Consider the following 21,898-nt stretch of genomic DNA (forward strand, 5'->3'; position numbering starts at 1 on the left):
CGCTTTTGTCAGCGCGAAGACCGGGTGAAGTCCTGCGCGTCGAGGTCGTAGGGCGTCTCCTGGTAGACGCAGTAGTTCAGCCAGTTTAAAAACAGGGCGTTGCTGTGCGCGCGCCAGATGACGCGCGGGCGCTCGGAGGGGTCGTCGCCGGGGTAGTAGTTGCGGGGGATCTCAATGGGAAGCCCCTTTTTGACGTCGCGCCTGTACTCGCGGTCGAGCGTGTCGTAGTCGTATTCGCTGTGGCCGGTGACAAAGACCCGGCGCCCGTCGCGGCTGGCGACGAGATAGACCCCCGCCTCGTCGGACGAGGCCAGAATCTCGAGGTCGCGCACCTTGGCAATGTCGGCGGCGCGCACTTCGGTATGGCGGCTCTGCGGGGCGTAGAACACGTCGTCAAAGCCGCGCAGCAGTTTGTTTCGCGGCTTGAGAACCCGGTTTTCAAACACGCCGAACATCTTCTTCGGCAGCGGGTACTTGTTGACGCCGTAGTAGTGGTAGAGGGCAGCCTGCGCGCCCCAGCAGAGATAGATGGTGCTGTAGACATTACGGTCGGCCCAGTCCATGATGCGGCAGAGCTCCTGCCAGTACTCAACCTGCTCAAACTCCTTGAGCTCGACCGGCGCGCCGGTGACGATGAGACCGTCGAACTTCTCCGTGCCGATGTCGTCAAAGGTGCGGTAGAAGCTCTCAAGATACTGGCGCGTCGTGTGTTTGGGGGTGTGGCTCGCGGTGTAGAGAAGCGTGACCGACACCTGAAGCGGCGTGTTTCCGATCAGACGCAGAAGCTGGGTCTCGGTCACCTCTTTGGTGGGCATCAGATTCAAAATTGCGATCTTCAGCGGACGGATGTCCTGCGTCACGGCGCGGTTCTCGGTCATGACGAAGATATTCTCTTTGGCGAGTGTTGCGGCGGCTGGCAGATCGTTTGGTATTTTGACCGGCATGGAACGTCCCTCCGTATCGAAATTCGGCTGTTTTCAGCCATGGGATTATGGTAATGGATTTGCCTGTCAAATGCAAGAGCCGGGCGAAAAAATCCTCTTTTGCGCCCCTTTTTTCAAAAATGGCGCAGGGATAAGAAATGTGTTGACATCGCGCGCGCGGATGGGTATAATATTATGCGTATCTGATGTGAGGTGTAGTATGCTCTTAGATATTTCGAGAGTGCTCAAAACCGAGGGCGAACGGCTCGGTTTTCGCTATGAACTGGACCTGAGCGGCTGTGAGGCGGCCATTGGCGAATACCCGTTCACCGAGCCGGTTGAGGTTTCGGGCTCTGTCGAAAACAGAGCTTCCACCGTGCGGCTTTCGATGTCGATTCGCGGCGTCTGCCACACAAGGTGCGACCGGTGTCTGAGGGAACTCAGCGAGCCGCTCGATCTCACATATGAAAACTACGTTGTGACGCAGCTCAACGAGGAGGACAACGACACGCTTCTTCTCATTGAGAACAATACGGTCGATCTCGACGATCTCACGGTGACCCATATCATCCTGAATCTGCCGATGAAGCACCTCTGCCGCGAGGACTGCAAGGGCCTCTGCCCGACCTGCGGCAAAGATCTTAACGACGGCCCCTGCGCCTGTGACCACAGGTCGATTGACCCACGTCTTGCGGTCCTGAAAGAACTGTTAAAAGAAGAGTAACGAAGGTTTCGATAGAAGGAGGTTTTTAAATTGGCAGTACCGAAGAGAAAAGTATCGAAGGCGCGCAGAGACAAGAGACGCTCGAGCGTCTGGAAATTGGATGCGCCGACCCTGGTGAAATGCCCGCAGTGCCATGAGCTGACCGCTCCGCACAAAGTCTGCGGAACCTGCGGATACTACAAGGGTGTCCAGGTCATCAAAAAAGAGGCTTAAGCAAAGACCGAAAGACGGGGGAAAGCGCCAGCGCTTCCCCCGTTTTTAATGTGAGGTGACAAGGACTTGGCGATTCCCATCAAATCGGTGAGTGCGGGCAGTCCTGCCGACGGCCGGATTTTACCCGGCGAGGCGCTCGTGCGCATCAACGGCATGGAGATTCACGACGTGCTCGACTATATGTACTACTGCACCAACCGCAACCTCTCCATCGAGGTTCTCACGCCGGCCGGAAAGCTGCGCTCGGTGCGCGTGAGAAAAGCCGAGTACGACGAGCTCGGGCTGAACTTTGAGACCTATCTGATGGACGGGCAGAAAAGCTGCAAAAATCACTGTATCTTCTGCTTTGTCGACCAGCTCCCGCGGGGGATGCGAAAGACGCTCTACTTCAAGGACGACGATGCGCGCATGTCGTTTCTGATGGGCAACTACATCACCATGACCAACCTCACCGACGAGGACATCAACCGACTGATCCGGCTCAAGATCAGCCCGATCAACATCTCGGTGCAGGTGACCGACGATGAGCGCCGGGTGATGATGATGAAAAACCCAAACGCCGCCGGCTGCCTTGCGCGCATGCAGAAATTTGCCGCCGCGGGCATTCGGATGAACTGCCAGATCGTCCTGTGCAAGGGGATCAACGACGGGGCGTATCTCGAGCGCAGCCTTCAGGATCTGATCGCGCTGCACCCGTATGTCAACAGCATTTCGGTCGTGCCGGTCGGGCTTACGAAGTACCGGGAAAAGCTCTATCCGCTCGAGCCCTTTTCGCCGTGTGAGGCGCGCAGCGTCATCGAACAGGTGAATCAAATCGGGGACGCGGCGAAAAAGAAGACGGGCTCGCGCGTTGTGTATCTGGCGGATGAATTCTATCTCAAAGCGGGTATTCCCATTCCGCCGGACGAATACTATGAGGAGTATCCGCAGCTCGAAAACGGCGTCGGCATGATGCGCATGATGCGCGTGGAGTTTGACGCGGCGTTCGCTCTGCTCGACGAGTCGGAGCGCGAGCGCCGCTGCACCATTGTCACCGGCCGCGCGGCAGGGGAGTTCATTCGCGGCCTTGTTGACGAGCTGAAGACAAAATGGCATAATTTAAGCTGTGACGTGGTCGTGGTGGAAAACGAGTTTTTCGGCCCCATGATCACCGTGACCGGCCTTGTGGTCGGGCAGGATATTTTGAGAGCTCTGCGCGGGCGCGAGCTCGGCGAGGAACTCATTGTTCCGGCGCAGATGCTGCGCTATGACCGCGACCGTTTCCTTGACGACGTGCTCGTCACGGATCTGGAGCGGGAGCTGAACACCAGGGTCGTCATCCAGGAGCTGGACGGCGGCGAATTCATTGATACGGTCCTCGGCATCGGGGATTGAGGAGGTAGTATGCCAAAGCCAATTGTGGCCGTGGTCGGCCGCCCGAATGTGGGCAAATCGACGCTGTTCAACAAGCTCATCGGCCGGCGCCACTCCATTGTGGAGGACCGGCCGGGCGTCACCCGCGACCGCATCTACGCCGAGTGCGAGTGGCGCGGGCGGGAGTTTACGCTCATCGACACCGGCGGCATTGAGCCCAAGACCGACAACATCATTCTCGAGCAGATGAAGATGCAGGCTCAGATCGCCATCGACACGGCGGACGTCGTGGTGCTGGTGACCGACATCCACAGCGGCGTGACCGCCACCGACAAGGACGTGGCGAGCATGCTGCTGCGCTCGAAAAAGCCGCTGATTCTGTGCGTCAATAAAGTCGACAACGTCGGCGCGCCGCCGCCCGAGATCTACGAGTTTTACAACCTCGGCGCAGGCGATCCCTACCCGGTCTCCTCGGTGCACGGCATCGGCACGGGCGAGCTGCTCGACGCCGTTTTTGAGCACTTTCCGCCCGAGGTCGACGAGACACAGGAGGATGACACCATCAAGGTGGCGGTCATCGGCAAACCGAATGTGGGCAAGTCTTCGCTGGTCAACCGCATCATCGGTGAGGACCGCGTGATTGTCTCGAACATTCCGGGTACCACGCGCGACGCCATCGACGCCGCCTTTGAGCGGGACGGCCAGAAGTACGTCTTCATCGACACCGCCGGCATCCGCCGCAAGAGCAAGGTGGAGGACAGCATCGAGCGCTACAGTGTGCTGCGCTCGTTCATGGCGGTCGAGCGGGCGGATGTGGCGCTTGTGATGATCGACGCCACCGAGGGCGTCACCGAGCAGGACACCAAGATCGCGGGCTTTGCCCACGAGCAGGGAAAGGCGATTGTCGTGGCTGTCAACAAGTGGGACGCGATCGCGAAAGAAACCATGACCATGGAACATTTTCGCCGCGACATCGAGCGAGACCTCGGGTTTATGACCTATGCGCCGGTGGTGTTCATCTCGGCGCTGACCGGTCAGAGAATCGACACCATCTTCGAGAAGATCCGCCACGCCTACGCGCAGAACACCATGCGAATCTCCACGGGCAAGCTCAACGAGATTCTCACCGAGGCGACGGCGAAAGTGCAGCCGCCGACCGACAAGGGCAAGCGGCTCAAGGTGCTCTACATCACCCAGTGCGCCGTCAAGCCCCCGACCTTTGTCATCTTCTGCAACAGGGCGGAGCTGTTTCACTTCAGCTACCAGCGCTACATTGAAAACCAGATTCGTTCGGTCTTCGGGCTCGAGGGCACGCCGATTCGCATCATCATCCGCGAACGGGGCGACAAATAGGAGGCGATCACATGCTGGAACCGGAAACCCTGAAAATGATCAACACCGTTGTCATCGGGTATCTGCTCGGGGGCATCAACTTCTCCATCATCATGGGCAAGCTTACCGCGGGCATCGACATCCGCCAGTTTGGCAGCGGCAACGCGGGCACAACCAACACCCTGCGTGTGCTCGGAAAGAAAGCGGCCGTGGTGACACTGGTCGGCGACATGCTCAAGGGCACGCTCGCCGCGTACATAGGCTTTCTGTTCTGCGGCGAGTGGGGCGCGATGGTGGGCGGCGGCATGGCGTTGTTCGGCCACTGTTTCCCGGTGTACTACAACTTCAAGGGAGGCAAGGGGGTCGCAACCTGCGGAGGCATGCTGCTGATTGTCGACTGGCGCATCTTTCTGATCATGCTCGGCATATTGGCGCTGACGCTTGTCGTCACACGCTATATGAGCCTCGGCTCCATGCTCGCCTGCGTGGCGTTTCCGTTTCTCGTGGTGCTCTTCAAAGGGTACAATGCCTACTACCTCGCGTGGAGCATTTTCATGAGTCTGCTTGTCATCTACCAGCACCGCGCCAACATTGTGCGTCTGATTCGGGGTGAGGAGTCGAAGTTCAGTCTGAAAAAGAAAAAAGAGCAATAGCATACACAGAGCGGGCGCGGCATAGGCCGCGCCCGCTCTGTATGCAGACGGCGTGGAGAATCGGTCAAAAATCGGCGGGAACACCGGCGAAAATTTGGCACAACTGGCGGCACTTTTCCTCGCCAATTCGCTTTACAGATCGCACGCGGACGTGTATAATACTAATAAGTTGGGTGCCCTTTAAATCGGTCCAGAGAGGCCGGTAAGGAGACGTCTTACAAATTTCATAGGGAAATTGGATTTTGTAAACACTTCTTATCGATCGGATCGGTTTGGGAAGTGTTTTTTTCATGCATCACTCAATGTGTTGCCCGCAAAACGGACAAAACGGGCCTTCGCTTCTGCCCAGCTGCTTTGCGCAGTGAGGACATTTGTTGTAGAGAAAATGCGGGATGAGACAGCTGAGAGCAACCGCCGCGCCGACTGCAAGCAGCGGCTCGTAGATACAGGCCGACAGCATGATGACCATGCCGATAAGCAGGAGCGCATTTCTCAGTTTTCGTGCTTTTTTAATACTCATATCAGCACCTCTCATTCATCAGATTTATACTGTGATCTCATGACACCATGAAGTGATGGGCATATTGGCAGCCGTCCCGCAGGGACTTGCCCCGTAAGGGGCGAGAAAAACGGCTGAATTTCATATAATAGCCGCTTTGCGGTTATTATACCATGGAGCGCGAAGCGATCATGGTATAATATGGCCATGTTTTTCGGTTGCCCCGCAAGGGGCGAGAAAAACGGCTGAATTTCATATAATAGCCGCTTTGCGGCTATTATACCATAAGATTGCCGTGAAGTTTCATAAATTTCCGTTTCTCTGAGCGGATGCAGCATTGCTTGCCGCAGAGAAAACGGATCATCACCGGGACGGCCGCAGACCGTTTCGAGAGAAAGGAAGAGTGCATTGGAGCTGAAAATCAAAGCCGAGATCATGGACCACGAGGCGATGCAGCGCGCCATCAGCCGAATCTCGTTTGAGATTCTCGAGAAGAACAAGGGGGTCGCGGACCTGTGTCTGCTCGGCATCAAGCGCCGCGGCGTGACGCTGTCAAAGATGATCGCGCGCAAAATCGAGTCGATCGAGGGCAGCACTGTCACGCTCGGCGAGCTCGACGTCACCTACTACCGCGACGACCGCGACCGCACACAGCAGGTCGACCGGCCCTCGCTGCCGTTTCCGGTCGACGGCAAGAAGGTCATTCTCGTCGACGACGTCATGTACACCGGGCGCACTGTACGCGCCGCGATTGACGCGGTGATGAGCCTTGGGCGCCCCCAGCTCATCCAGCTCGCGGTGCTCATTGACCGCGGTCACCGGGAGCTGCCCATCCGGCCCGACTTTGTGGGAAAAAACGTGCCCACTTCCAAAAATGAGTCCGTCCGTGTGCTCGTCTCGGAGTACGACCAGGACAACCGCGTTGTGATCGCGGACGTCTGATTGGCCGCAGAAGAGGTATTGCAATGCATATGAAAAAAGACCTGCTCGGTCTGCGCGAGATGAGCGCGGAGGAGATCAAGTACATTCTGCAGAGTGCCGACACCATGCGCTACATCCTGCGGCAGCCGATCAAGCGCGCGCCGCATCTGCTCGGAAAGAGCATTGTCGAAATGATCTACGAGGAGGACACCAGCACCCGTACGCGCGTGTCGTTCAGCCTCGCGGCGAAGTACATGCAGGGAACGATCACGGTTGTCAGCTGCAAGACCGACGGCGGAGAGCGGCTGATAGACACCACACACATCATCGACGAGATGTCGGCCGATACCATCATTCTGCGCCACCCCATGTCAGGCGCGGTGAAATTCGTGGCCGAGAACTGCCGGGCCTGTGTCATCAATGCGGGCGACGGCTTCCATGAGCAGCCGACCGAGGGCCTGACCGACCTGTTTACCATCCGCGAGGAAAAGGGGCATATCGAGGGGCTGCGCGTCGCGGTGATCGGCGATGTGCTCCACAGCCGCATTGTCAAAAGCGACATCTACGGTCTGGTCAAGCTCGGCGCGCAGGTAGCCGTCGGCGGGCCCGCCGCGCTGCTGCCGCGAAACCTCGAGGCGCTCGGCGTGAAAAGCTACCCGACCATTTCGCAGGCGCTCACCGGCGCCGACGTGGTCATCGTGGCGCGCCTCAAGCAGGAGAGCATCGACGAGGGCCGCATTCCAAGCCGCGCCGAGTACAAGCGCTTTTTCTGTATGGATGAGGCGCGTATGGCCCTGGCGAAACCGGACGCCATTTTGCTGCACTCCGGCACCACCTACAGCGGAGTGGAGGTCTCGGCGGGGCTGCTGCAGAGCGGGCGCTCCATGGTGAGCCGCCAGATAGAAAACGGTGTGGCCGTCAAAATGGCGGTGCTGCACCAGTTCTCGAGAAAGGGGACGGCCTATGAGATTGTTGATTGAAAACGGCCGGGTGATCGACCCGGCTTCGGGCACCGATCAGGTGATGGATCTCTGTCTTGAGAACGGCGTGATCGCTGAGCTCGGCGAGGGCATTGCGCGCAATTACGCCGACGATGCTGAGATTCGCCGCATCGACGCCACCGGCAAGATTGTTGCCCCCGGGCTTGTGGACATGCACTGTCATCTGCGCGAGCCGGGCTTTGAGCACAAGGAGACCATCGAGACCGGCACGCGCTCGGCGGCAAAGGGAGGCTTCACCTCCATCGCCTGCATGCCGAACACCCAGCCTGTGGCCGACAACAAGACGGTCATTTCGTACATTTTGAACCGCGCGGCCGCTCACGGCGCGGTACACGTCTACCCGATCGGGGCGGTGACAAAGGGCCTTGCGGGCCGGGAACTCGCACCCATCGGCGAACTGAAAGAGGCCGGGGCTGTCGCCGTGTCGGATGACGGCCGGCCGGTCAGCGATTCCAATCTGATGAAAAACGCCATGATCTATGCCGCAGGCTTTGATATGGTGGTCAGCTCCCACTGCGAGGATCTGCCGCTCGCCGAGGGGGGGCAGATCAACGAGGGGTGCGTGGCGGACGATCTCGGTCTCAGGGGTATTACCCCCGCCGCCGAGGAGGTCATGATCGCGCGCGACATCGTTCTCGCCCAGACCACCGGTCTGCCGGTGCACATTGCCCACGTGAGCACACGCGGCGGCGTGGCGCTGCTGCGCGATGCAAAGCGGCGCGGCGTGCCGGTCACGGCAGAGACCTGCCCGCACTACTTCTCCCTGACGGAGGAGGCGGTGCGCGGCTTCGACACCAACGCAAAAATGAACCCGCCCCTGCGCACCGCCGCGGATGTCGAGGCCGTGATCGAGGGCCTGTGCGATGGCACGCTCGACGCGATTGCGACCGATCACGCACCGCATGCGGCAGGGGAGAAGCAGTGCGAATTTGACAAGGCGCCAAACGGCATCGTCGGTTTTGAGACGGCTCTTGCGCTCGGCATCACCTATCTGGTGCGGCCGGGCCGCCTGAGCCTGATGGAGCTGCTGCGCAAGATGACAGTCAATCCCGCGGCCATTCTGCGCCTGGACAGGGGCAGGCTCGCGCGCGGTGCGGCGGCCGACCTTGTAATCTTCGACGAGAACCGCGAGTGGGTGGTCTCTGCCGCGGCGCTCGCATCCAAATCGAAAAATACGCCCTACGACAGGAAGCTGCTCGCAGGGGCGGTGGAATACACCATCGTCGACGGCAGAGTGATCGTCGACGGCGGAGAACTCATGGTCTGACGGAAAGCAGAGAAAGGAAGTGCGAATATGTCGGTTGACAAGTTGTGTGAAAAAATCATCGAGAGGCAAAATCCCTCGGTCGTGGGTCTCGATCCGGTTCTGAGTTACATTCCGCAGGCGATCAAAGACGAGATGCGCGCGGCGCATCAGAACCCCTTTGAGGCGGCGGCGCAGTCGCTGCTCGCGTTCAACCAGGCCATCATCGACGAAATTGCGGACGTGGTGCCTGCGGTCAAGCCCCAGATTGCCTTTTACGAGATGTACGGCTGGCAGGGCGTGCGCGCCTACCACGAGACGGTGGAATACGCCAAAAAGCGCGGCCTCTACGTCATCGGCGACATCAAGCGCGGCGACATCGGCTCGACCGCCGAAGCATACGCCATCGGTCACATGGGCCGGCCCGATCTCTTCGGTGAGGCGCGCGCGGCTTTCGACACCGACGCGGTCACGGTGAACCCCTATCTCGGCAGCGACGGCATCCTGCCCTTTGCCAGGCTCTGCAAGGGCAAAAAGATGATCTTCGTGCTCGCCAAGACCTCAAACCAGTCCTCGGGCGAGTACCAGGACCAGGTCACGACCTCCGGCGAGACCATCTATCAGCTCGCGGCCTCCAACATGGAGCGCCTCGGTGAGAGCCATATGGGCGCCTGTGGTTACAGTGACGTCGGAATCGTGGTCGGAGCGACCTATCCCGCCATGCTCGGCGAGCTGCGCGAGAGGGTGCCGCACACTTTCTTCCTGGTGCCGGGCTACGGCGCGCAGGGCGGCGGTGGCGCGGACGCGGCGCCGGCGTTTGACAGCCGGGGGCTGGGCGCGATTGTGAACTCCTCACGCGGCATCATCTGCGCCTGGCAAAAGGGCGGCTCCGACGGGAGAGACTTTGCAAAGGCGGCGCGCGAGGCCGCGATTCGGATGAGAGAAGACCTGCTCGGCGTGCTCGGCGGGAAAATCGGCTGATAGGAGAGAAATATGAAAGCAACGTTGATTTTGGAAGATGGAACGGTGTACGTGGGCGAGTCCTTCGGCGCCGAGGGGGAGGCTGTCGGCGAGGTCTGCTTCGACACCGGCATGACCGGCTATCAGGAGGTGCTCACCGACCCGTCCTTTTTCGGACAGCTCGTGTGCATGACTTATCCGATTCAGGGAAACTACGGTGTCAACAGCGAGGACAATGAGTCCGACCGCCCTTGGCCAAAGGGCTTTATTGTGCGCGAGTGCTGCTCCTTTCCGAGCAACTTTCGCTGCGAGGGGACGCTTGCGGACTATCTGAAGAAAAACGGGATCATCGGCATTGAGCGCGTCGATACGCGGGCGCTGACGAGAAAACTGCGTGAGAGCGGCGTGATGAACGGCGTGATTACAACCGCCGAGAATCCCGATGTCGAGGCCTGCGTGCGCCGGGCAAAGGAGTTTGCCATCCGCGACGCGGTCAGGAACGTCACCTGTGCCGAGCGGCGCGAGTACCCCGCCGAGGGCGAGGCGAAGTTCAAGGTCGCACTCTACGACTTTGGAAACAAGCGGAACATCACGCGCTGCCTAAACGCCCTCGGGTGCGATGTGAGCGTGCTGCCCGCCGCCACGCCCGCGCAGGAGGTGCTCGACGGCGGCTTCGACGGCGTCATGCTCTCAAACGGTCCGGGCAACCCCGCGGAGAACACCGAAATCATCGAGGAGCTTAAAATTCTGCTCGACTCCGGACTGCCCGTTTTCGGTATCTGCCTCGGGCATCAGCTCATGGCGCTCGCGGCCGGCGCACGCAGCGAAAAGCTCAAATACGGCCACCGCGGAGGCAACCACCCGGTCAAGGATCTCGCGCTCGGCAAGACCTACATCACAAGCCAGAACCACGGCTACGCCATTGTGGGCGAGTCGCTGCCGCCGCAGGTGGGCGAGGTCAGCCACATCAACATGAACGACGGCACGGTTGAGGGCGTGCGCTACAAAAATCGCCCGGTCTTCACTGTGCAGTTCCACCCCGAGGCCAGCCCCGGCCCGAGGGATACACGCTATCTGTTCGACGAATTTCTGGATCTCATGAAAGGGGGCGCACGGTAATGCCGAAGAATCCTGCGATCAAAAAAGTTCTCGTCATCGGCTCGGGCCCGATCGTCATCGGCCAGGCGGCCGAGTTTGACTACGCGGGCACACAGGCCTGCCAGTCTCTGCGGGAAGAGGGCATTGAGGTCGTGCTCATCAACTCAAACCCCGCGACCATCATGACCGACCGCCACATGGCGGACAAGATCTATGTCGAACCGCTGACCACTGACTTTGTCAAGAGAGTCATCCAAAAGGAGCACCCCGACAGCGTGCTGCCCACGCTCGGCGGCCAGACGGGACTCAATCTCGCAATGGAGCTCGCCGACGAGGGCTTTCTCGAGGAGCAGAACGTGCGTCTTCTCGGCACCACGCCCGAGACCATCAAAAAGGCCGAGGACCGCGAGGCATTCCGTGAGATGATGCTCAAGCTCGGCGAGCCGATTGTCCCCTCCGCCGTCACCGAGACGGTGGAGGATTCGCTGCGCGTCGCGGCGGAGATCGGCTACCCGGTCATTGTGCGCCCGGCCTACACGCTCGGCGGCACGGGCGGCGGCATCGCCGAGAATGAGCAGCAGCTCGTAGACATCGCGAAGAACGGCCTGCGCTACTCGCGCGTGAATCAGGTGCTCATCGAGAAGTGCATCTCCGGCTGGAAAGAGATCGAGTACGAGGTCATCCGCGACGGCAAGGGCAATGTCATCACCGTCTGCTCGATGGAGAATGTCGATCCGGTCGGCGTGCACACCGGCGACTCCATTGTCGTCGCCCCGGCGCAGACGCTCGCCGACAAGGAGTACCAGATGCTGCGCACCTCGGCGCTGAACATCATCACCGAACTCGGCATCGAGGGCGGCTGCAACGTGCAGTTCGCGCTCGAGCCGAACAGCTTTGAATATGCGGTCATCGAGGTCAACCCCCGCGTGTCGCGCTCGTCGGCTCTCGCCAGTAAGGCCACGGGCTACCCGATCGCGCGCGTCGCCTCCAAAATCGCCATCGGCTACGGCCTTGACGAGATTCAAAACGCGGTCACGGGAAAGACTCTCGCCTGCTTCGAGCCGACCATTGACTACTGTGTGGTCAAGTTCCCCAAGTGGCCCTTTGACAAATTTGTCTACGCCAAGCGCACCCTCGGCACCCAGATGAAAGCGACGGGCGAGGTCATGTCCATCGCCGACAACTTTGAGGCAGCGCTGATGAAATCGGTGCGCTCGGCCGAGATCAACTGCATGTACATAAAACTCAAAAAGCTCGACGGGCTCTCGACCGAGCAGCTGCGCGAGAAGGTGCACGAATGCGACGACGAGCGCCTGTTCGTCATCGCCGAGTGCATCCGCCGCGGCGTGTCCCTTGAGGAGATTCACGGCGCGACAAAGATTGATCTGTGGTTTTTGCATCGCATCGAGAATCTCATCAACATGGAGCGCGCCCTCGCCGACGGCCCGCTGACAAGAGAGAAGTACGACCGGGCCAAGCGCTACGGCTTCCCGGATGCGGTCATCACCGAGCTCTCGGGCCAGCAGCCGCCCTACCGCAGAAGAGCCTCGTTCAAGACGGTCGACACCTGCGCCGCCGAATTTGAGGCGCAGACCCCCTACTACTACTCCACCTGGGACGAGGAGTGCGAGGTCCGGCGCAGCGACCGCAAAAAGGTCATCGTCTTCGGCTCGGGTCCCATCCGCATCGGGCAGGGCATCGAGTTTGACTACTGCTCGGTACACTGTGTGTGGTCCGCCAAGGAGATGGGCTACGAGGCCATCATCGTCAACAACAACCCCGAGACGGTGTCGACCGACTTTGACACCTCCGACAAGCTCTACTTTGAGCCGCTGACTCCTGAGGACGTGCGCGCCATCGTCGAGGCCGAGCGCCCCGACGGCGCGATCGTGCAGTTCGGCGGCCAGACGGCGATCAAGCTCGCCGCCCACCTCGAGGGCATGGGCGTGCCGATTCTCGGCACCTCGGCCGAGGACATCGACGCCGCCGAGGACAGAGAGCGCTTTGATAAAATATTGAGCGACTGCGGCATCGAGCGCCCGGCCGGCGGCACGGTCTTCACCACGGAGGAGGCCGTCGCCATGGCGAACGAACTCAAGTACCCGGTGCTCGTGCGTCCGTCCTATGTGCTCGGCGGGCAGGGTATGGCCATCGCCTTTTCGGACAGCGACATCCGCGAGTACATGGAGGTCATCAACCGCGTCAAGCAGGACCACCCGATTCTCGTCGACAAATATCTCATGGGCAAGGAGATCGAGGTCGACGCCATCTGCGACGGGGAGGAAATCCTCATCCCCGGCATCATGGAGCACATCGAGCGCGCGGGCGTCCACTCGGGCGACTCCATCTCGGTCTACCCGACCCAGACCGTCGCGCAGAAGCACAAGGACATCATCGTCGACTACACCCGCCGGCTCGCCCGGGCGCTCAACGTGGTGGGCATGGTCAACATCCAGTTCGTCATCTACAACGACGAGGTCTTTGTCATCGAGGTCAACCCCCGCTCCTCGCGCACCGTGCCCTACATCAGCAAGGTGACGGGCGTGCCGATGGTCGACCTTGCGACCCGCTGCGTGCTCGGGCAGAAGCTCTCCGACTTCGAGTACGGCACGGGGCTCTACCGCGAGAGCGAGTACATCGCCGTCAAGGTGCCGGTCTTCTCCTTTGAGAAGCTGCACAACGTCGATACCATGCTCGGCCCCGAGATGAAGTCGACCGGCGAGGTGCTCGGCCTTGCAAAGACGTTCAAGGAGGCGCTCTACAAGGCGCTGCTCGCGGCGGGCTTCAAAATTGCGAAAAATGCGGGCGGCGTTCTCATCACCGTGCGCGACCAGGACAAGCAGGAGATGATTCCCATTGCCGACAAGCTCGCGCACATGGGCTTCGAGCTCTATGCGACGGGCCGCACGGCAAACGTCTTCAACTACAACATGATCGCCACAAACGCCGTGCGCGGCGCGGACGAACCCGAGCCGAACATCATGACGCTGCTCGAGAGCGGCAAGATCGACTACGTCATCAGCACCTCCGCCCACGGCCGTGTGCCCACGAGAAACAGCGTGCAGATCCGCCGCAAGGCGGTGGAGCGCTCGATTCCCTGCCTGACCTCGGTCGACACCGCGGCGGCTCTGGTTTCGAGCCTGAAAGCGAATCTGGATGTGGAGAACATCGAGATTGTCGACATTACAGAACTGTGAGGATGCCATGAGACAAATCTGCAAAATTGTCAAAAAGGAATTTCTGACGCCCGACATCGTCGATCTGCGCTTCTACAGCCAGGAGATCGCCGCGGCCTGCTTCCCGGGGCAGTTTGTGCACATTCTCTGCTCGCCGGCGCAGGTGCTGCGCCGGCCGATCAGCATCTGTGACGTGGAAGGCGGCGCGGTGCGCGTGCTCTTTGAGGTGCGCGGCGGCGGCACAGAGTACCTGAGCCGCCTCGAGCCGGGCGACGCCATCGACGTGCTCGGCCCGGTGGGAAACGGCTTTTCCGACGTTCCGCGCGGGGAGCGTGCGCTCTTTGTCGGCGGCGGCATCGGCATCTTTCCGCTGTTGATGCCCGCGCGCCGCTGCGACAAGACGCCGAGCGTGATTCTCGGCTTTCGCGATATCTCGCGCGTCGTTCTGGTGGACGATTTCAGAAAGCTCTCGTGCAACCTCTCGGTGATGAGCGACAACGGCTCATTCGGCGAGCGTGGCTTTGTCACCGACAAGATGGCCGAGATTCTGCGCCGGGGCGAGGCCGACCGGGTCTATGCCTGCGGGCCGAAGGCCATGCTCAAGGCCGTGGCGGAGCTCGCCGCGCAATACAGCCTGCCCTGTGAGGTCTCCATGGAGGAGCGCATGGGCTGCGGCATTGGGGCATGTCTTGTGTGTGCCTGCGCGGTGCGCCGCGCAAACGGTGAGCGCGACTATGTCCACGTCTGCAAGGACGGACCGGTATTTGATGCAAGCGAGGTGGACTTTGATGCGTAATCAAAAAGTGAACATCGCCGGGGTGGAGCTGCAAAATCCCATTGTGACGGCCTCCGGCACCTACGGCTTCGGCCGGGAGTACGGCGAATACTACTCGCTCAATGAGCTCGGGGCAATTGCGGTCAAGGGGCTGACGCTCAAAAAGCGCCTGGGCAATCCGCCGCCGCGCATCGCCGAGACGCCGATGGGGATACTCAACAGCGTGGGGCTTCAAAACCCGGGCGTCGAGGCCTTTATTCTCGAAGATCTGCCCTTTTTGAAGCAGTTTGACGCCAAGGTGATCGCCAACATTGCCGGCAACTCCATCGAGGACTATGTCGAGATGACCCGCATCGTCTCGGCGAGCGAGGTCGACCTCATCGAGGTCAACATCTCCTGCCCGAACGTCAAGGAGGGCGGCGTCGCCTTTGGGACCGACTGCGCCATGGTCGACAAGGTGGTCTCAGCCGTCAAAAAGGCGGCGAAAAAGCCGGTGATCGTCAAGCTCTCTCCCAACGTTGCGGACATTGCGGCCATCGCCAGAAGCGCGGTGCAGGCGGGCGCCGATGCGCTCTCGCTGATCAATACGCTGCTCGGCATGAAGATTGACATCAAGACCCGCCGCCCGATTCTCAAAAACAACGTCGGCGGGCTCTCGGGCCCGGCGGTGCGCCCGGTGGCGGTGCGTATGATCTGGCAGGTGGCAAACGCCGTGGAGGTGCCGATCATCGGCATGGGCGGCGTCGCCGCCGCCGAGGATGCGGTCGAGATGATGCTCGCGGGTGCGAGCGCCGTCGCCGTGGGAACGGCGAACTTCACCGACCCCTACGCGGCGCTGAACGTCAAGCGGGGGCTCGAGCGCTACCTCGATGAAAACGGCATAGACGACGTGCGCGAGCTCATCGGCGCCGTTGAGCCCTACTGACGGAGGGGCGGTATGACGAGACTGTATCTGGTACGCCACGCGGAGGCCGAGGGGAACCATCTGCGCATCTTCCACGGCCAGACTGACGGCAAAATCACCGAGCGGGGGAAAAAACAACTGGAATTGCTTCGCGAGCGCATGGCGGGCGAGCCGATCGACGTGATCTGGTCAAGTCCGCTGTCGCGCGCCTACGACACGGCGGTGGCCATTCGCGGCGCGCGCGAGCTGCCCATCCACACCGACCCCGGCCTGATGGAGATCAACGGTGGCCGGTGGGAGGGCATGCACTGGAAAGATCTCGACGGCGCCTACCCCGAGGAGTCGAAAAAGTGGAATGTGAGCGCGGCTGACGTGCGTCTGCCGGGCGGCGAATCCATCGGGGAGCTGCGCGAGCGCGTCGAGCGAACGCTCGGGCGTATCATCCGCGAAAATGTGGGAAAGAATATAGCAGTCGCCTGCCACGGCACGCCGATTAAAATCATGATGACGCTCTACAGCGGTCTGCCGCTTGCGCGCATGGGGGAGATTGCCTGGTACGACAACACCGCCGTCTCGATTGTGGATTTTGACGGCGACATGGCGCCCCACGTTGTGCTCGCCGGCGACAGCAGCCACCTCGGCGAGTGGGAGACCATTACAAAGCAGAGATGGTTTCGCGAAAACACCATGGACTGACGGTTGACAACGCCGGGCAAAACGATTAGAATTTCTACAAACAACATCGAGAAGAGGAGCGATTTCATGTCTGACGCTTTTGACGGTACCCTGGTCACCCTGCTCGACGAGGACGGAAACGAGCGGGAATTTGAACATGTCGATACACTGGAGACCGACGGCGAGACCTATGTCGCGCTGATTCCGACGTTTGACGACCCCCAGAGCTTTGTCGAGTCCGACGGGGAGCTGGTCATTCTCAAAGTCGTCGAGGACGAAAACGGGGAGGAGATCCTCTCAACCATCGACGACGAGGAGGAGTTTGACCGGGTCGCCGGGCAGTTTCAGAGCCGTCTGGAAGACGATTTTGAAATTTTGAGCTGATTTCCAAAATGTAGCGGAGCAATTTTGAGCACTTCGTGATATACTAACAGTAGACCGAAAGGCACCCTGCTGGGTTCGTGAATGCGCTATAAAATACCTACAAAGTTCATACGGGAATGATGCTCCGTCGGTGGGATGCAGACCTCCCGCTTTCATGCGGATGCAGGGAGCGCGAAACCGATGGGCGAATGCCCACCTGCAATTATGCAGGGTTATTTTTAGCGCACACGGCTTTGGCGGGGGTAACAAGAGAAACCAGAGGGGCGGCGCCCCTCTAAGCCCAAAACAAAAGCCCCCGCGAGAGCGGGGGCTTTTGTTTTGAGATGGGCCAGGTATCATTTGAAAATAAAATAAGCCTCTCCGACAGGAGAGGCTTACGTTGCCTTTTCCGATTATACGGCGCGAGTCACCTTGCCCGAACGAAGGCATCTGGTGCAAGCGTAGATATATTTCGGCGAGCCTGCAACAACGGCTTTGACTCGTTTGACATTGGGCTTCCAGGTGCGATTGCTTCTTCTGTGGGAGTGGGAGACCTTAATCCCGAAGACGACACCCTTGCCGCACACGTCGCATTTAGCCATAACAGTACACCTCCCCGGACAACAATTGCCGCTTCTTTTTTAGTGCAACTAATATTCTAACAAACATCCCCGCCAAAAGCAAGTACTTTTTCAGAAAAGCTTGCGCCCCGCGCGGGCGGAAAAAGCCGCTTTCAATGCCCCTGCGCCCCGGTGAGATACCGCTCGCTCACCGCCGCCGCGCAGCTCATACAGACCTTGCCGCAATCGAGCGCTATACTCTGCGCCGAATCGGCGATTCGCCTGTGGCAGACCTGACAGTAGCGCTCCGCCGGCTCCACGGTGATGCGCCCCTCGTCGACGGTGATCGCCACCATCGCGCCGTTCTCAATACCCGCGCTGCGCCGAAAATCGATCGGCAGAACGAACCGTCCCAGCTCGTCCACCTTTCGCAGACAACTCTTCAAGAGAATCCCCCCATATAACTGATATGTACTATTCTATACGATCAAAAGTGACTTTACAAGCATATATTGCTTCGTATAGATGATAATTTTATCATTTTTAAGAAGTGGATGAATGACCGGTTTTGCCATAGACTAATACCAACGAAAGACATAGGGGTATTGTTATGCAAGAGCGGTTTAAAACAAAATACAGAACGCTTGGCCTCAACATTGCGTACTTTCGCAAACAAAAGGGGTGGACGCAGGAGGATCTGGCCGAGCACTCGAGAATTGACCGTTCGAGCATCAGCAAGACGGAGATCGCCTGGTCGGGTACCAGTCTGGATACGGTTTTCGCAATTGCCGAGGCGTTGGAAGTGCCGGTTTCCAAGCTCTTTGAGGAGCGTTAGAGAGAGATCGTGAAAAAATCATGGTCTCTCTTTTGTTTTGTCCCTGTAAAAAAAGCCGCGCCGCTATTCTTTAATCGGCCCTTTTGTGTTAGAATAAACTCAGCAGACAAACTGTCTAACAGGGGGTGCCACATGGCAAAGCGCTACAATGTCCTGCTTGAGGATTTCATCAGGGAGTTTTCCCTTGAGACCATTCACATGCCCGAGGGGGGCGAGAAAAACCGCATCTACAGCCCCGACGTCAACCGCCCGGGGCTTCAGCTCGTCGGGTTTTTCGACTATTTTGACAACGAGCGCCTGCAGGTGCTCGGCAACGTTGAGACGAGCTTTCTCTCGGGGCTCTCCTCCGATCAGATCACACAGAGCGCCGATCTGCTCTTTTCCAAGAAAGTGCCGGCGGTGATCATCGCGCGCGAGCTCGACGTCATGCCCGAGCTTCTCGAGGCGGCTGTCAAATATGGCGTGCCGCTTCTGCGCACAAAGGACTCGACTTCGTTTTTCATCTCGGCGGCCGTCGCATTTTTAAACCTGCATCTCGCACCGCGCATCACGCGCCACGGCGTGCTGGTGGAGGTCTTCGGCGAGGGCGTGCTGCTGCTCGGTGAGAGCGGCGTCGGCAAGAGCGAGACCGCGGTGGAACTCATCAAGAGGGGGCACCGCCTCATCGCCGACGACGCGGTCGAGATCAAGCGGGTCTCGGCGAAGAGCCTGGTCGGCACCGCGCCCGAGAACATCCGCCACTTCATCGAGCTGCGCGGCATCGGCGTGGTCGATGTGCGGCGCCTGTTCGGCATGGGCGCGATCAAGCTCAGCGAGAAGATCGACCTTGTCATTCAGCTCGAAATCTGGAATGAGAAAAAGGCCTACGACCGCCTCGGCATGGACAATGAGATGATCGACATCCTCGGCATCGAGGTGCCGGTGCTGACCATTCCCGTGCGCCCGGGCAGAAATCTCGCACTCGTCATCGAGGTGGCGGCCATGAACAACCGCCAGAAGAAAATGGGCTACAACGCGGCCAAGGAACTCAACGACCGCCTGATCAAGAGCATGATGGAGCAGAAGAGAGAGGAAGAGGAGAACTGATGTACGAGATCAAAACCGACATTCACACCCACACCATCGAGAGCCGCCACGCCTACTGCACCATCGGCGAGTATGTCGCCCAGGCGAAGAAAATCGGCGTCGAGCTCGTCGGCATGACCGACCACGGCCCGGCCATGGGCGGCGCGCCCCACTTCTACTACTTTCTCAATCTGTCCGCCATTCCCCACATGGTCGACGGCGTCTGGATTCTCAAGGGCGCCGAGGCAAATGTAATCGACTTTGAGGGCAACGTCGACCTCGAGGACCGCATTCTGAAAAAGCTCGATGTGGTCATCGCCTCCATGCACGAGTCGGTCATCATCCCCGGCACGATGGAGGATCACACCAACGCCTATCTCAACATCGTACACAATCCGCTGATCGACGTCATCGGCCACAGCGGCAACCCGAATTTCAAATACGACTACGAGCGTGTCATCGCCGAGTGCGCAAAGTACGACACCATCGTCGAGATCAACAACCACTCCTTTGAGTTTCGCCGCGGCAGCGCCGCGAACTGCAAGGAGATCGCGCGGCTGTGCAAAAAGTACGGCACCTACATCGCCGTCAACTCCGACGCCCACTTCTACACCGAGATGGGCGTCTACGGCAATTCCATCGAGGTGCTCGAGGAGCTCGACTTCCCCGAGGAGAAGATCATCAACCGAAACGCCCGTGTGCTTCTCGACTTTCTCTCGAAGAAAAAGGGCATCCGTTTCACCGGCGAATAGTTTGCGATTTTTTCGAGTAACATAGCATCATGGGCGGCGCTCGCCACCAAATTCCGCGCCGCGAGGGGGAAGACATGCACAGGCTGAAATTGCTTGCAGGGGATCTCGACAGCAACAACGTGGATCTGCTCTTCGATGAGCCGATGAGCCGGCACACGACCTTTAAAATCGGAGGGCCTGCCGACCTGATGGCCGTGCCGCACACTCCGGTCGACTTACAGGACATTCTCTCGGCCTGCGCGCGGCACGGCGTCCCTTTTTTCCTGCTCGGCAACGGCAGCAATCTGCTCGTCGGCGACGGCGGAATCGAGGGCGTGGTCATCAAGACCGACACCTATCTCACGCGCATATCGCGTCAGGGTGACAATACGCTTCGCGCCGAGTGCGGAGCCATGCTCACTGCGGTCGCCTCGACCGCGCAGCGCCAGGGCCTGTCGGGACTCGAGTTCTCGTTCGGCATCCCCGGCACCATCGGCGGCGCGGTCTGCATGAACGCCGGGGCCTACGGCGGTGAAATGGCCGACGTGGTGCGCTCGGTGCGCTGTTTTACCAGAGAAGGCGAGGAGCTCACGCTCACGGGTGAGGAGCTCGGCTTCGGCTACCGGAGCAGCGCCTTTTCCGGCGGGGAGTACATCGCCGCCGAGGTTGTCATGGAGCTGCTCGGCGGCGACACGGGCGAGATTCGCGCGCGCATGGAGGAATTCAAGCGCCAGCGTGTGCTCAAGCAGCCGCTCGAGTACCCGAGCGCCGGCTCGGTGTTCAAACGGCCCGAGGGCCACTTCGCGGGCCGCTTGATTGAGCTCAGCGGTCTGAAAGGGACCCGCATCGGCGGCGCGCAGGTGAGCGAGAAACACGCGGGCTTCGTCATCAACCGCGGCGGGGCGACCTGCGACGACGTGCGCCGGCTGATCGCCCACATTCAGCAGACGGTGCTGCGCGACCACGGTGTGGCGCTCGAGTGTGAGGTCAGACTGGTCGGGCGCCTTTGAGGGGAGGACGTGTATGGAATTTTTCATTGTGACGGGCATGAGCGGCGCGGGCAAGAGCCGCGCGATCAAGACGCTCGAGGACATCGGCTTCTACTGCATCGACAACATGCCGCCCGCGCTGATTCCGCGCTTTGCGGAGATCTTCGGCGGGGAGGACAGCGAGATCGACAAGGTCGCGATTGTCACCGATGTGCGCGGCGCCGCGATGTTTCCGAAGATTTTTGACTCCCTCGAGGAGCTAAAGCAAAACGGCCTGAGCTTCAAGATTCTCTTCTTTGACGCGACCGACAGCGTGCTGGTCAACCGCTACAAGGAGACACGCCGCCGCCACCCGCTCTCGGAGCGCTTCGGCGGCTCGGTGACCAAGGCCATCGAGTACGAGCGCGGGCTGCTGCGCAGCATCCGCGAGAAAGCCGACGTCGTCATCGACACGACAAACTACTCGCCGGGCGAGCTCAACGACCGCCTGATCGACATGTTTGTCAAGGGCCGCAAAAATTCCATGACCATCAATGTGGTCTCCTTTGGCTTCAAGTACGGGCTGCCGGCCGACGCCGATCTGGTGTTTGACGTGCGCTGCCTGCCGAACCCCTACTACATCGCCGATCTCAAGCCCCACACCGGGCTGGAGGCGCCGGTTTACGACTATGTGTTCAGCTTTCCCCAGACGAGGGAGTTTTTGAACAAGCTCTGTGACATGATCGCGTTTCTGATTCCCCACTATGTCGAGGAGCGCAAGCCCCAGCTGACCATCGCCATCGGCTGCACGGGCGGCCGCCACCGGTCGGTCGCAATCGCCGAGGCGCTGCACAAGTATATCAACACGAACATTGAGCACTCCATCATCAATCACCGGGACATTCACAGAGACTGACAGCAGAGGT

24 protein-coding genes and 1 other RNA gene are annotated in these 21,898 nt (G+C 59.8%); 21 read left to right on the forward strand and 4 right to left on the reverse strand.

The window, feature by feature from the left end; translation table 11 throughout:
* Positions 1 to 8: 8 nt before the first annotated feature.
* Positions 9 to 944: a homoserine O-acetyltransferase MetA gene (gene metA, locus H8695_RS00115; RefSeq protein ID WP_249298720.1), complete on the reverse strand. Its 936-nt coding sequence runs from the start codon at positions 942 to 944 to the stop codon at positions 9 to 11.
* Between the two features lie 199 nt (positions 945 to 1,143).
* Here metA and H8695_RS00120 point away from each other — a divergent pair, with 199 nt between their 5' ends.
* From H8695_RS00120 to plsY, 5 genes are all read left to right on the forward strand, one after another.
* A complete protein-coding gene (locus tag H8695_RS00120; protein ID WP_249298721.1) occupies positions 1,144 to 1,647 on the forward strand; it encodes a YceD family protein in 504 nt (167 codons plus the stop codon).
* A gap of 30 nt (positions 1,648 to 1,677) precedes the next feature.
* Positions 1,678 to 1,860 (forward strand): 50S ribosomal protein L32, encoded by a 183-nt coding sequence (gene rpmF / locus H8695_RS00125; RefSeq protein WP_249298722.1) that lies wholly within the window; start codon positions 1,678 to 1,680, stop codon positions 1,858 to 1,860.
* A gap of 66 nt (positions 1,861 to 1,926) precedes the next feature.
* Positions 1,927 to 3,234 carry a DUF512 domain-containing protein gene (locus H8695_RS00130; RefSeq protein ID WP_249298723.1) on the forward strand — a complete coding sequence of 436 codons (1,308 nt, stop codon included), beginning with the start codon at positions 1,927 to 1,929 and terminating at the stop codon, positions 3,232 to 3,234.
* A gap of 9 nt (positions 3,235 to 3,243) precedes the next feature.
* Positions 3,244 to 4,566, forward strand: a complete 1,323-nt coding sequence (der, locus tag H8695_RS00135; protein WP_249298725.1) for a ribosome biogenesis GTPase Der — start codon at positions 3,244 to 3,246, stop codon at positions 4,564 to 4,566.
* 11 nt (positions 4,567 to 4,577) lie between these two features.
* A complete protein-coding gene (gene plsY / locus H8695_RS00140; RefSeq protein ID WP_249298726.1) occupies positions 4,578 to 5,198 on the forward strand; it encodes a glycerol-3-phosphate 1-O-acyltransferase PlsY in 621 nt (206 codons plus the stop codon).
* A gap of 295 nt (positions 5,199 to 5,493) precedes the next feature.
* Here the strand turns inward: plsY and H8695_RS00145 are convergent, their stop codons facing one another.
* A complete protein-coding gene (locus tag H8695_RS00145; protein WP_249298728.1) occupies positions 5,494 to 5,718 on the reverse strand; it encodes a hypothetical protein in 225 nt (74 codons plus the stop codon).
* A 387-nt stretch (positions 5,719 to 6,105) separates the two neighbouring features.
* Here H8695_RS00145 and pyrR point away from each other — a divergent pair, with 387 nt between their 5' ends.
* From pyrR to ssrS, 11 genes are all read left to right on the forward strand, one after another.
* Positions 6,106 to 6,639 (forward strand): bifunctional pyr operon transcriptional regulator/uracil phosphoribosyltransferase PyrR, encoded by a 534-nt coding sequence (gene pyrR / locus H8695_RS00150; RefSeq protein WP_488154039.1) that lies wholly within the window; start codon positions 6,106 to 6,108, stop codon positions 6,637 to 6,639.
* A gap of 23 nt (positions 6,640 to 6,662) precedes the next feature.
* Entirely contained in the window at positions 6,663 to 7,598 is a 936-nt protein-coding gene (locus tag H8695_RS00155) for an aspartate carbamoyltransferase catalytic subunit (protein ID WP_249298729.1), read from the forward strand.
* The gene (locus H8695_RS00160) at positions 7,582 to 8,886 is read left to right on the forward strand and encodes a dihydroorotase (RefSeq protein WP_249298730.1); all 1,305 of its coding nucleotides are present in this window, start codon (positions 7,582 to 7,584) and stop codon (positions 8,884 to 8,886) included. Before H8695_RS00155 ends, H8695_RS00160 begins: the two co-directional genes overlap by 17 nt.
* A gap of 27 nt (positions 8,887 to 8,913) precedes the next feature.
* Positions 8,914 to 9,843, forward strand: coding sequence for an orotidine-5'-phosphate decarboxylase (pyrF, locus tag H8695_RS00165; protein WP_249298732.1), 930 nt, complete (start codon positions 8,914 to 8,916; stop codon positions 9,841 to 9,843).
* Between the two features lie 12 nt (positions 9,844 to 9,855).
* Positions 9,856 to 10,941 carry a carbamoyl phosphate synthase small subunit gene (locus H8695_RS00170; RefSeq protein ID WP_249298736.1) on the forward strand — a complete coding sequence of 362 codons (1,086 nt, stop codon included), beginning with the start codon at positions 9,856 to 9,858 and terminating at the stop codon, positions 10,939 to 10,941.
* Positions 10,941 to 14,117: a carbamoyl-phosphate synthase large subunit gene (carB, locus tag H8695_RS00175; protein ID WP_249298738.1), complete on the forward strand. Its 3,177-nt coding sequence runs from the start codon at positions 10,941 to 10,943 to the stop codon at positions 14,115 to 14,117. Before H8695_RS00170 ends, carB begins: the two co-directional genes overlap by 1 nt.
* Before the next feature lie 7 nt (positions 14,118 to 14,124).
* Positions 14,125 to 14,892: a dihydroorotate dehydrogenase electron transfer subunit gene (locus H8695_RS00180; RefSeq protein ID WP_249298739.1), complete on the forward strand. Its 768-nt coding sequence runs from the start codon at positions 14,125 to 14,127 to the stop codon at positions 14,890 to 14,892.
* Positions 14,885 to 15,796, forward strand: coding sequence for a dihydroorotate dehydrogenase (locus H8695_RS00185; RefSeq protein ID WP_249298741.1), 912 nt, complete (start codon positions 14,885 to 14,887; stop codon positions 15,794 to 15,796). The genes H8695_RS00180 and H8695_RS00185 overlap by 8 nt, the downstream gene beginning before the upstream one ends.
* Before the next feature lie 12 nt (positions 15,797 to 15,808).
* Positions 15,809 to 16,471, forward strand: coding sequence for a histidine phosphatase family protein (locus H8695_RS00190; RefSeq protein ID WP_249298745.1), 663 nt, complete (start codon positions 15,809 to 15,811; stop codon positions 16,469 to 16,471).
* A gap of 66 nt (positions 16,472 to 16,537) precedes the next feature.
* Positions 16,538 to 16,834 (forward strand): DUF1292 domain-containing protein, encoded by a 297-nt coding sequence (locus tag H8695_RS00195; protein ID WP_249298747.1) that lies wholly within the window; start codon positions 16,538 to 16,540, stop codon positions 16,832 to 16,834.
* A 60-nt stretch (positions 16,835 to 16,894) separates the two neighbouring features.
* A non-coding RNA gene (gene ssrS, locus H8695_RS00200) (6S RNA) lies at positions 16,895 to 17,081 on the forward strand.
* A 145-nt stretch (positions 17,082 to 17,226) separates the two neighbouring features.
* On the opposite strand, the gene rpmB is transcribed toward ssrS, so the two are convergent.
* Positions 17,227 to 17,415, reverse strand: a complete 189-nt coding sequence (gene rpmB / locus H8695_RS00205) for a 50S ribosomal protein L28 (protein ID WP_249298748.1) — start codon at positions 17,413 to 17,415, stop codon at positions 17,227 to 17,229.
* A gap of 131 nt (positions 17,416 to 17,546) precedes the next feature.
* Positions 17,547 to 17,819 (reverse strand): AbrB/MazE/SpoVT family DNA-binding domain-containing protein, encoded by a 273-nt coding sequence (locus H8695_RS00210; RefSeq protein ID WP_249298750.1) that lies wholly within the window; start codon positions 17,817 to 17,819, stop codon positions 17,547 to 17,549.
* Between the two features lie 164 nt (positions 17,820 to 17,983).
* Between H8695_RS00210 and H8695_RS00215 the strand changes: the two genes are divergently transcribed.
* The 5 genes from H8695_RS00215 to rapZ all read left to right on the forward strand — a co-directional run bounded on the left by H8695_RS00215 (position 17,984) and on the right by rapZ (position 21,888).
* Positions 17,984 to 18,208: a helix-turn-helix domain-containing protein gene (locus H8695_RS00215; protein ID WP_249298752.1), complete on the forward strand. Its 225-nt coding sequence runs from the start codon at positions 17,984 to 17,986 to the stop codon at positions 18,206 to 18,208.
* A gap of 132 nt (positions 18,209 to 18,340) precedes the next feature.
* On the forward strand, positions 18,341 to 19,294 hold the full coding sequence (gene hprK, locus H8695_RS00220; RefSeq protein WP_249298753.1) for an HPr(Ser) kinase/phosphatase: 954 nt from the start codon (positions 18,341 to 18,343) through the stop codon (positions 19,292 to 19,294).
* Positions 19,294 to 20,025, forward strand: a complete 732-nt coding sequence (locus tag H8695_RS00225) for a phosphatase (RefSeq protein ID WP_249298755.1) — start codon at positions 19,294 to 19,296, stop codon at positions 20,023 to 20,025. The genes hprK and H8695_RS00225 overlap by 1 nt, the downstream gene beginning before the upstream one ends.
* 74 nt (positions 20,026 to 20,099) lie before the next feature.
* Positions 20,100 to 21,014 (forward strand): UDP-N-acetylmuramate dehydrogenase, encoded by a 915-nt coding sequence (murB, locus tag H8695_RS00230; protein WP_249298756.1) that lies wholly within the window; start codon positions 20,100 to 20,102, stop codon positions 21,012 to 21,014.
* A gap of 13 nt (positions 21,015 to 21,027) precedes the next feature.
* On the forward strand, positions 21,028 to 21,888 hold the full coding sequence (gene rapZ / locus H8695_RS00235) for an RNase adapter RapZ (RefSeq protein ID WP_249298758.1): 861 nt from the start codon (positions 21,028 to 21,030) through the stop codon (positions 21,886 to 21,888).
* Positions 21,889 to 21,898 lie beyond the last annotated feature (10 nt).

This window comes from Feifania hominis (assembly GCF_014384765.1).
GTDB lineage: Bacteria > Bacillota > Clostridia > Oscillospirales > Feifaniaceae > Feifania > Feifania hominis.